Origin of the sequence: Bacteroides sp. AM54-2NS (assembly GCF_003602935.1) — a bacterium.
GTDB classification, from domain to species: domain Bacteria; phylum Bacteroidota; class Bacteroidia; order Bacteroidales; family Bacteroidaceae; genus Bacteroides; species Bacteroides xylanisolvens.
The window spans coordinates 25478-35673 of the sequence record NZ_QTMZ01000050.1; the positions used below are offsets into that span (position 1 = coordinate 25478).

A 10196-nucleotide genomic window follows, 5' to 3' on the forward strand; every position below is an offset into this window, starting at 1 on the left:
TGATTATACAGTTCCGGTAAAAAGCGTCCGGTTCACAATGCTGCGTCCTAAAGTCACTTCATCGGCATATTCAAGTTCATCACCAACCGATATGCCACGGGCTATCACACTTAGTTTAACCCCTAGTTTATCCAGCTTGCGATAGATGTAGAAGTTGGTAGTATCGCCCTCCATCGTAGTGCTCAACGCCAAAATAACTTCTTTGATTCCACCTTCAGCCACCCGCTGCACCAGGCTTTCAATTTGAAGGTCACTCGGTCCGACTCCGTCCATTGGAGAAATGACTCCTCCCAAAACGTGATAAAGCCCGCGATACTGCTGGGTTGCCTCTACCGCCATTACATCACGGATATTTTCCACCACACAGACAGTGGAAGCATCCCGTTGCGGATTAGCACAAATCTGGCAAGTTTCAGTATCGGATATATTATGACACACTTTGCAGTATTTCACTTCACGTTTCAATGTTATGATAGAATTTCCGAAAGCTTCCACCGTAGCCGTATCCTGACGGAGCAGATGCAGAACAAGCCTCATAGCCGTCTTACGCCCGATACCCGGAAGTTTGGAAAATTCGCCGACTGCCTTTTCAAGCAGTATAGAAGGATATTGTTGGTTCATAGATAATATTTGCTGTTCTATCGATAAAACCTTGCAAAGATACAGATTATTGTTTTTAATACCTACAAAAATTGCTACCTTTGCATCTGTTATGATGATACTAGTCACTATTCTTTGCTACTTCGCGGTATTATTACTAATAGCCCGTATCACCGGACGTAAGGGAGGATCAAATGCAGCATTCTTCAAGGGAGAGAACCAATCACCTTGGTACATAGTCTCTTTTGGAATGATTGGCGCCTCCATCTCCGGAGTCACTTTCGTCTCTGTACCGGGAATGGTGCGCGGAATGGATATGACGTATATGCAAACGGTACTCGGATTTTTCTTCGGATACATGGCCGTAGCCCATATCTTACTTCCTTTATATTATAAATTGAATCTGACAAGTATCTACGGATACCTCGGCACCCGCATCGGAGTGCGTGCCTATCGCACCGGTTCCTTTTTCTTTCTGCTGTCACGCATGTTGGGAACCGCAGCCAAACTTTATCTGGTATGCCTCATTCTCCATACGTATGTATTTCAGGAAATGCACGTCCCCTTTTGGCTGATTGCTGTCGGTTCGGTTGCATTGGTATGGATATATACTCATAAAAGCGGAATAAAGACCATCGTGTGGACAGATACCTTACAAACATTTTGCCTGATTGCCGCTCTGATTTTTATCATCTATTTTACGATCCAAAGATTAGACCTTAATTTCAGCGGCATTGTGCAAACAATCCAAAACAGCGAACACAGCCGTATTTTTGTATTTGACGACTGGGTATCCCGACAGAACTTCTTCAAACAGTTTTTCAGTGGTATCTTCATCGTCATCGTAATGACCGGACTGGATCAGGATATGATGCAAAAGAATCTTTCTTGCCGGAACCTCCGGGAAGCACAAAAAAACATGTACTGCTACGGTTTCTCATTCATTCCGCTAAATTTCCTTTTTTTATGCCTGGGAATTCTATTGATAGCGCTAGCGGGACAGATGCAACTCGAACTGCCAGCCATGAATGATGATATACTGCCCATGTTTGCAGCCCAAGGTTATCTGGGACAATCCGTATTGGTACTTTTTACAATCGGCATTATCGCAGCAGCTTTCAGCAACTCGGATTCCGCCCTGACAGCCATGACAACCAGTGTATGCGTAGACCTGCTGAATACGGAAAAAGACACAGAAGAAACGGCACGTCGCAAAAGAGGCAAAGTGCATTTATCGTTATCAGTCTTATTGGCATTCTTCATCTGCCTGGTAGAAATACTCAATAATAAGAGTGTTATTGACGCCATATATATCATCGCCTCCTACACATACGGCCCCCTGCTCGGAATGTTTGCTTTCGGACTTTTTACACGCAGGCAAACGAACGACCGGTGGGTTCCTCTCATAGCCATCTTTTCACCCCTGCTCTGCTATCTTGCCGACTGGTGGATTGGAAAAGAAACCGGATATAAATTCGGTTATGAATTGCTAATGTTAAATGGAACGCTTACCTTTGCGGGGTTAATCTGCATGTCTAAAAAAGGGAAAAACGATGTTACAAAGAAATAAATGACAAGAAAATGGAAATAACAAGTGCTGAATTTGTGATTAGCAATACGGACGTGAAGAAATGCCCGGCCGGCATTTTCCCGGAATATGCCTTTATAGGCCGTTCGAATGTGGGAAAATCGAGTCTTATCAATATGTTGACCAGCCGTAAAGGTCTGGCCATGACCTCTTCTACTCCGGGAAAAACGATGTTAATCAACCACTTCCTTATCAATAAGAATTGGTATCTCGTCGACCTTCCGGGATATGGCTATGCCCGACGCGGACAAAAAGGGAAAGACCAGATACGCACCATAATCGAAGATTATATCTTGGAACGGGAACAAATGACCAACCTCTTTGTCCTGATAGACAGCCGGCTGGAACCTCAAAAAATAGACCTCGAGTTTATGGAATGGCTGGGCGAGAACGGTATCCCCTTCTCTATCATCTTTACCAAAGCCGACAAGCTAAAAGGTGGACGTTTAAAAATGAATATCAATGCCTATTTACGTGAGTTGGGCAAACAATGGGAAGAGCTCCCTCCTCACTTCGTATCTTCCTCGGAAGACCGCACAGGACGTGTTGATATACTCAATTACATAGAAAACATAAACAAGGATCTCAATGTTAAATGAAAGAAGAATGAAAATGAAAAAGAGTTTTTTATCTATTGCCTTTTTGGCAGTATTTATGCTAACGGCAACTAACAGCCAGGCGCAATCATGGTCCGACTTATTAAATAAGGACAACATTTCAAAAGTAGTAAATGCCATCACCGGAACCACCGAATCTATCGACATGACCGGAACATGGAGCTACAAAGGTTCGGCGGTAGAGTTCGAATCGGATAACTTACTAATGAAAGCAGGCGGAGCTGCCGCAGCTACTATGGCTGAAAATAAGCTGAACGAACAATTAAGCAAAATAGGTATTAAAGACGGCCAGATGAGTTTCACTTTCAATGCCGACAGTACTTTCACCAGCACGGTGGGCAAGAAAACATTGAAAGGCACTTACTCCTACAATGCTTCAACCAAACAAGTTGATTTGAAGTATTTGAAACTTCTGAATCTGCACGCTAAAGTAAATTGCAGTTCCAGCTCACTGGAGTTACTGTTCAACTCGGACAAACTGTTGAAACTAATGGCTTTCATCGGTAGCAAAAGTAGCAGTACCGCACTGAAAACAGTTAGTTCACTGGCCGAAAATTACGATGGAATGATGCTCGGATTCCAGCTCTCAAAATAGCAAAAGAGAATCGTTTAATACTATTTCGCACTCCATAAAGTATATTTTAGGGGAAAAGCATTATCTTTGTCGTTTGTAATCAAAAAGAGAAGGAAAAATGAAAAAGATACTTTTTTTAATGACCCTGTTAGTAATGGGCGTAAGCTTTGCATTTGCACAAACAAATGCAGATATCAAGTTTGACAAAACAACTCACGATTTCGGTAAGTTTTCTGAAAACAGCCCGGTTGTCAGTTGCACATTTACCTTTACTAATATCGGCGATGCCCCGCTGGTGATCCATCAGGCTGTAGCCTCTTGCGGATGTACAGTACCCGAATATACAAAGGAACCCATCATGCCGGGCAAAAAAGGAACAATCAAGGTGACTTATAACGGAACAGGCAAATATCCGGGACATTTCAAAAAATCAATCACCTTGCGTACCAACGCCAAAACAGAGATGGTAAGATTGTATATCGAAGGCGATATGACGGCAAAAGATGCAAAGTAGGAAAAAATAGACTATTACATAAAGGAGAATCTTTCGGTTCTCCTTTTTTTTGTTTACTTTGAGGACGGAAATGTAAATTAACACATTAGCAAATTATAAAAACTATGAAACAAGAAGAAGACAAATTCACCGGGTTACCCGAGAATGCGTTCAGAGAGTTGAAACCCGGGGAAGTGTACAACCCGTTGATGGGTCCCTCTAAAAATTATCCGGAAGTTAATATCTGGTCAGTAGCATGGGGTATTGCCATGGCAATCCTTTTTTCGGCCGCCGCTGCCTATCTGGGGTTGAAGGTCGGACAGGTATTTGAAGCAGCTATTCCAATTGCGATCATTGCCGTAGGAGTTTCCGGAGCTGCCAAAAGAAAAAATGCGTTGGGCGAAAATGTGATTATCCAGTCTATCGGAGCTTGTTCCGGAGTAATCGTTGCCGGAGCGATCTTCACCCTCCCCGCTCTTTATATTCTCCAAGCTAAATATCCCGAGATGACGGTTACCTTCATGCAGGTATTCATCAGCTCTTTATTGGGTGGCGTATTGGGTATTCTATTCCTGATTCCTTTCCGTAAATACTTCGTCAGCGACATGCATGGAAAATATCCTTTCCCGGAAGCAACAGCCACTACACAGGTGTTGATCTCCGGCGAAAAAGGCGGCAGTCAGGCCAAACCGTTATTGATGGCAGGTATGATCGGCGGATTATATGACTTCATCGTAGCGACATTCGGATGGTGGAACGAGAATTTTACTACCCGTGTTTGCAGTGCCGGAGAAATGCTGGCAGAAAAGGCAAAATTAGTATTCAAGGTAAACACCGGTGCCGCTGTGCTTGGTTTGGGATATATCGTCGGACTGAAATATGCTTCCATCATTTGTGCCGGTTCACTGGCTGTGTGGTGGATTATCATTCCGGGAATGTCTGCTATCTGGGGTGACAGTGTACTGAATGCATGGAATCCGGAAATCACCTCTACCGTAGGTATGATGAGTCCGGAAGAAATATTCAAATATTATGCCAAGAGCATCGGTATCGGCGGTATCGCTATGGCAGGTGTGATCGGTATTATCCGTTCCTGGAGCATCATCAAGAGCGCTGTCGGACTGGCAGCCAAAGAGATGGGCGGTAAAGGGAATGTAGAGAAAAGCATTATCCGTACCCAACGGGATCTTTCCATGAAGATTATCGCTATCGGTTCCATCATCACACTGATATTAATCGTATTATTCTTCTATCTCGATGTCATGCAAGGGAATCTGTTGCATACATTGGTAGCCATTGTTTTGGTTGCCGGCATCTCTTTCCTGTTCACCACAGTAGCAGCTAACGCCATTGCGATTGTTGGTACTAATCCGGTTTCGGGAATGACATTGATGACGCTGATTTTGGCTTCCGTAGTGATGGTAGCTGTCGGACTGAAAGGTCCTTCAGGCATGGTTGCCGCATTGGTAATGGGTGGTGTAGTATGTACCGCACTGTCGATGGCAGGAGGTTTTATCACCGACTTGAAGATTGGTTACTGGCTCGGAAGCACGCCTGCCAAACAGGAAACATGGAAGTTCTTGGGAACAATCGTATCGGCTGCAACAGTAGGCGGTGTAATGATTATCCTGAATAAGACATACGGATTTACAAGTGGCGCACTGGCTGCTCCGCAAGCAAATGCGATGGCAGCCGTTATCGAACCGCTGATGAGCGGTGTAGGTGCACCCTGGTTGCTATATGGCATTGGTGCTGTCTTAGCTATTATTCTGACTCTTTGTAAAATTCCTGCATTAGCTTTCGCATTGGGTATGTTTATTCCATTGGAACTGAATGTGCCGCTGGTAGTGGGTGGAGCAGTGAATTGGTTTGTTACAACACGTAGCAAAGACGCATCTCTGAATACGGAAAGAGGTGAAAAAGGAACTTTACTGGCATCCGGTTTCATTGCCGGAGGTGCATTGATGGGAGTAATCAGTGCCGCGATGCGCTTTGGTGGAATCAATCTGGTTAATGAGGCATGGTTGAACAATACTTGGTCAGAAGTGTTGGCATTAGGAGCGTATGCCTTACTGATTCTTTACTTTATAAAGGCTTCAATGAAAGTTAAATAAATCATTATGAGGAGACTATTATCCATTATAGTATCACTTGTAACTGCCATATCATTTGCGCAGCAGCCCGTCGAGCTACCTTTGTGGCCCGACGGTGCTCCCAACTCCAGTGGACTAACCGGAGAGGAGCAGGAAACGCGTCCTCATTTTGTCACGAATGTCACGCATCCCACCCTGACGGTCTACCACCCGGAAAAGCCGAATGGAATGGCTATTATCATGTGTCCCGGAGGCGGGTATCGTGGATTGGGTATGGATGGAGAGGGGTATGATATGGCCCCTTGGTTCTGCGGACAAGGTATTACCTATATGGTATTAAAATACCGGATGCCGAACGGACATTGGGAAGTCCCCGTATCAGACGCCGAACAAGCCATTCGCATGGTACGCCAACATGCCAAAGAATGGAATGTCAATCCTTACAAGGTAGGATTAATGGGAGCCTCTGCGGGAGGGCATTTAACTGCTACACTTGCCACTCACTACAATTCGGAAACACGTCCGGACTTTCAGATATTACTTTATCCGGTAGTTACGATGATGCAAGTCACCCGTGGAAATACAAGAACTGCATTGCTCGGCAAAAATCCCACAATGGAACAGATACAGAAGTTTTCCGCCGAATTGCAAGTAACGCCCGATACTCCACAAGCATTTATCGCTCTTACCTCCGATGACCCTTCCGTAGCACCTTACCACGGAGTAAACTATTACCTTGCTTTACAGAAAAACAAGGTTCCGGCAACTCTCCATGTTTATCCTACCGGAGGACATGGCTGGGGATTTCAGGATCATTTTAAATATAAGCAACAATGGACACAGGAATTGGAGAAATGGTTGCGCGACGGCGTTGTATTCCCGGAAAACCCCGAACCCATGTTACGAATCGGGAAATCTTACCTGGGAACTAAATACGTGGCTAACACATTAGATCAAGACGGAGAAGAATCATTAGTGATCCGGACTGATGCCGTAGATTGCCTCACTTTCGTAGAATACACGTTGGCACAGGCACTCGGCTCTTCCTTTGCCGACAATCTGCAAAAAATACGTTATCGGGACGGCATCATCAACGGTTATCCTTCCCGGTTGCATTATACTTCCGAATGGATAGAGAACGGAATCCGCCACGGATTCCTCACCGATATTACTGCCAAAAACAGTGCGCATACCCAGAAAATCTCTCTTTCGTATATGTCTACCCATCCCAAGCAATATAAAAAATTGGCTGATTCGCCGGAAAATGTACGACAAATGGCCGAATATGAAAAAGCAATCTCCGGAAAAGTCGTACATTGGTTGCCGAAAAGCGAACTGCCGGAAGCCGGATTGCCCTGGATCATGAATGGAGACATTATTGCTATTACAACGAAGATGCCCGGACTGGACATTGCTCATGTGGGAATAGCAGAATATAAAGAGGGAAAACTGCACCTGCTGCACGCTTCTTCTACATTGGGAAAAGTAGTTGTCAGCGACGAACCTCTCAATCACATGCTAAACAACAATAAATCGTGGACAGGCATACGTGTTGTCCGGATGTCTCACTCTAAAAATAACTGATTATGAAACGAGTAAAACATTTCCTTCTCGCCTCGTGCTTATTCCCCACTTTGCTGGGAGCACAAGAAATGGCAAGCGCCTATTTTCTGGAACTTACTCCGGACGCCCAATCGGCAGGTATGGCAGGTACAGGATTAGCTACCACCGATAACGGTAGTACAGCTATTTTTCATAATGCTTCTACCATCGCTTTCTCACAAGAAGTGATGGGTGCGAGTTATTCATACGCTAAGATCAACCAAGATTATGCGCTACATAGCGCCTCTCTTTTCTACCGGATCGGAAGGGAAGGCATACATGGATTTGCTGTAGGTTTCCGGCATTTCAAAGATCCTAAGGTATTCGATTACCGTCCTCATATCTGGGATTTAGAAGCTGCTTATTTCAGAAATGTAGCCAAAAATCTGTCTCTTTCATTAACGTTCAGATACCTGCAAGCCAAAGCCGCGGAAAACGCAGACAGCAAGAATAGCGTTTGTCTGGACTTCGGCGCGACCTACTATCGCAATATGGCTCTATTGGACGAAATGGCTTCCTGGAGCATTGGTTTCCAAGCTGCCAACTTAGGTAAAAAGCTGGACGGACAAAAGTTACCCGCCAGATTAGGATTGGGAGGTACAATCGACCTGCCATTCAACATAGAAAACCGTTTGCAAGTGGCTCTCGACTTCAACTATCTGCTCCCCTCTGAAATCCGTCATCTCCAGGCTGGCATAGGAGCTGAATATAATTTCCTGAAATATGGTGTTGTCCGTGCGGGATATCATTTCGGAGACAAAGACAAAGGAGCGGGCAACTACGGCACCCTAGGCTGCGGAATAAACTTCTGGCCGATACGTGCAGACTTCTCATACGCCTTGGCTGATAAAGATTGCTTTATGCGCCGCACCTGGCAACTGGGAGTTGGAATAGTTTTCTAAGCTCCTCTTCGAGGCGTTGCTTCACTTCGTCCATCGGCACATCGTGCTTTAATTCCTGACGAAGAGAAGTGACGCCTTTATCTATAAATCCGCAAGGGTGGATATAACTGAAATAACGTAAATCGGTATTCACATTCAGAGCCAGTCCATGCATCGTGACATAATGGCTGCTCCTCACTCCGATAGCACAAATCTTACGCGCACGAGGCGTATCACCTTCCAACCAGACTCCTGTCGCTTTCTCCAAACGTCCGGCCTCAATGCCATAAAAAGCACATACCCGAATCACCGCTTCTTCCAGCAAATGCACGTACTCTTTCAATCCTAACTGAAATTCTTCCAGGTTTAATATCGGATAACATACCAATTGTCCCGGACCATGATAAGTAATGTCCCCTCCCCGATCAATATGATAAAGGGTGGCATCAATTGCTTTCAGTTGTTCATCACTCAACAACATATTATTTTCTTTCCCGCTACGTCCTAATGTATAAACATGGGGATGTTCGCACATCACAATACGGTTTTCATAACTCTCGCCCTGAACTTTTGCCCGGACAATGTTATCAAACCATTCTGTCTGCCGTTGCCATGCTTCGGCGTATGGTATCAAATTCCAATCAATAAAAAATGTTTTCATAAAAACAAAGGTAAGAAATAAAAAGAAAATGCGTACATTTGTTGGCCTAATATAACACACACAACTATGAAAATGGACTTTCCACAGGTAGACTTGCCTACCGAAGTATTAGCATGGACGAATGTAACAGAAGACATTCTCAATATTTACAAGCAATCTTGCCGGTTGCAAGCATGTATTGTTGCCATCTGTACCGAAGGTTCGATGAAGGCTTCCATCAATCTGCTTGATTACGAAATTCACCCCAATGACTTAATAACATTATTACCGGGAACAATCATTCAGTTTCGGGAAAGAACGGAAAAAGTATGCCTTTGCTTTGCCGGCTTCTCTGCTCATTGTACCGGACGGATCAATCTGATGAAGAATATTGGTAACGCATACCCCAAACTGATAGAACAGCCGGTAGTTCCTCTTAATGAAGAAGTAGCCAGTTATCTGAAAGACTATTTTGCTCTATTATCACGGGCCAGTTGCAATGAGAACTTCGAAATGGATTCTGAATTGGTCGAATTGTCTCTTCAGACTATCCTGACAAGCATACGACTGATATATCATAAATTTCCGGGCGAAAACAGCAGTTCGAACCGCAAAAAGGAAATCTGCCGGGAACTGATTCAAGCCATCACCGAGAATTATAAAAACGAACGTCGTGCACAATTCTACGCAGATAAACTAGGAATATCTCTTCAACATTTAAGCACGACTGTGAGACAAGTGACAGGTAAAAGTGTTTTGGACACCATTGCTTATATCGTTATCATGGATGCTAAAGCCAAACTGAAAGGTACCAATATGACTATCCAAGAGATAGCATATTCTCTAAACTTCCCCAGTGCCTCTTTCTTTGGCAAGTATTTCAGACGATATGTAGGAATGACGCCATTGGAATTTAGAAACAGATAATTTATACGAGGACGATAGAAAACATAAATGGTGAGTTGTAAAACAATGAACGGTGAATAAATTGCGTATTATCGTAACCATTCTATTTTCCGCCTTGACATAAGTTGTTAGCCGCCATATCTTTGCGCCGTAACCTTTAACAAGAATGATTATGGCAAAAGAAAAAGTAAACTATCAGGAG

Annotated in this window: 10 protein-coding genes; 8 read left to right on the forward strand and 2 right to left on the reverse strand. The window is 44.1% G+C overall.

Annotated elements, in window-relative coordinates; all coding sequences use genetic code 11:
- Positions 1-3: 3 nt before the first annotated feature.
- Entirely contained in the window at positions 4-621 is a 618-nt protein-coding gene (recR, locus tag DXA05_RS21740) for a recombination mediator RecR (protein WP_004306273.1), read from the reverse strand.
- A 91-nt stretch (positions 622-712) separates the two neighbouring features.
- Here recR and DXA05_RS21745 point away from each other — a divergent pair, with 91 nt between their 5' ends.
- From DXA05_RS21745 to DXA05_RS21775, 7 genes are all read left to right on the forward strand, one after another.
- Positions 713-2170: a sodium:solute symporter gene (locus DXA05_RS21745; RefSeq protein WP_049702936.1), complete on the forward strand. Its 1458-nt coding sequence runs from the start codon at positions 713-715 to the stop codon at positions 2168-2170.
- An 11-nt stretch (positions 2171-2181) separates the two neighbouring features.
- Positions 2182-2787 carry a ribosome biogenesis GTP-binding protein YihA/YsxC gene (gene yihA, locus DXA05_RS21750; RefSeq protein ID WP_004315890.1) on the forward strand — a complete coding sequence of 202 codons (606 nt, stop codon included), beginning with the start codon at positions 2182-2184 and terminating at the stop codon, positions 2785-2787.
- Complete coding sequence (locus DXA05_RS21755) at positions 2777-3400, forward strand: DUF4923 family protein (RefSeq protein ID WP_004315891.1); 624 nt, start codon at positions 2777-2779, stop codon at positions 3398-3400. Before yihA ends, DXA05_RS21755 begins: the two co-directional genes overlap by 11 nt.
- Before the next feature lie 97 nt (positions 3401-3497).
- Positions 3498-3893 (forward strand): DUF1573 domain-containing protein, encoded by a 396-nt coding sequence (locus DXA05_RS21760; protein WP_004300420.1) that lies wholly within the window; start codon positions 3498-3500, stop codon positions 3891-3893.
- A 104-nt stretch (positions 3894-3997) separates the two neighbouring features.
- Positions 3998-5986, forward strand: a complete 1989-nt coding sequence (locus tag DXA05_RS21765) for an oligopeptide transporter, OPT family (RefSeq protein WP_004300419.1) — start codon at positions 3998-4000, stop codon at positions 5984-5986.
- 6 nt (positions 5987-5992) lie between these two features.
- Complete coding sequence (locus tag DXA05_RS21770) at positions 5993-7549, forward strand: N-acetylmuramoyl-L-alanine amidase-like domain-containing protein (RefSeq protein ID WP_032849483.1); 1557 nt, start codon at positions 5993-5995, stop codon at positions 7547-7549.
- Between the two features lie 2 nt (positions 7550-7551).
- The gene (locus DXA05_RS21775) at positions 7552-8469 is read left to right on the forward strand and encodes a PorV/PorQ family protein (protein ID WP_128859629.1); all 918 of its coding nucleotides are present in this window, start codon (positions 7552-7554) and stop codon (positions 8467-8469) included.
- Here DXA05_RS21775 and lipB read toward each other — a convergent pair.
- Positions 8426-9109: a lipoyl(octanoyl) transferase LipB gene (lipB, locus tag DXA05_RS21780; RefSeq protein WP_004311632.1), complete on the reverse strand. Its 684-nt coding sequence runs from the start codon at positions 9107-9109 to the stop codon at positions 8426-8428. The two genes, DXA05_RS21775 and lipB, sit on opposite strands and share 44 nt — an antisense overlap.
- A 66-nt stretch (positions 9110-9175) precedes the next feature.
- Between lipB and DXA05_RS21785 the strand changes: the two genes are divergently transcribed.
- Positions 9176-10015, forward strand: a complete 840-nt coding sequence (locus DXA05_RS21785; RefSeq protein WP_117610666.1) for a helix-turn-helix domain-containing protein — start codon at positions 9176-9178, stop codon at positions 10013-10015.
- The last annotated feature ends 181 nt before the right edge of the window (positions 10016-10196 follow it).

Excerpts from the sequence above, each read along its gene's own strand:
- recR (WP_004306273.1), bottom strand. The coding sequence starts at position 621 with ATGAACCAACAATATCCTTCTATACTGCTTGAAAAGGCAGTCGGCGAA.
- DXA05_RS21745 (WP_049702936.1), top strand. The coding sequence starts at position 713 with ATGATGATACTAGTCACTATTCTTTGCTACTTCGCGGTATTATTACTA.
- yihA (WP_004315890.1), top strand. The coding sequence starts at position 2,182 with ATGGAAATAACAAGTGCTGAATTTGTGATTAGCAATACGGACGTGAAG.
- DXA05_RS21755 (WP_004315891.1), top strand. The coding sequence starts at position 2,777 with ATGTTAAATGAAAGAAGAATGAAAATGAAAAAGAGTTTTTTATCTATT.
- DXA05_RS21760 (WP_004300420.1), top strand. The coding sequence starts at position 3,498 with ATGAAAAAGATACTTTTTTTAATGACCCTGTTAGTAATGGGCGTAAGC.
- DXA05_RS21765 (WP_004300419.1), top strand. The coding sequence starts at position 3,998 with ATGAAACAAGAAGAAGACAAATTCACCGGGTTACCCGAGAATGCGTTC.
- DXA05_RS21770 (WP_032849483.1), top strand. The coding sequence starts at position 5,993 with ATGAGGAGACTATTATCCATTATAGTATCACTTGTAACTGCCATATCA.
- DXA05_RS21775 (WP_128859629.1), top strand. The coding sequence starts at position 7,552 with ATGAAACGAGTAAAACATTTCCTTCTCGCCTCGTGCTTATTCCCCACT.
- lipB (WP_004311632.1), bottom strand. The coding sequence starts at position 9,109 with ATGAAAACATTTTTTATTGATTGGAATTTGATACCATACGCCGAAGCA.
- DXA05_RS21785 (WP_117610666.1), top strand. The coding sequence starts at position 9,176 with ATGAAAATGGACTTTCCACAGGTAGACTTGCCTACCGAAGTATTAGCA.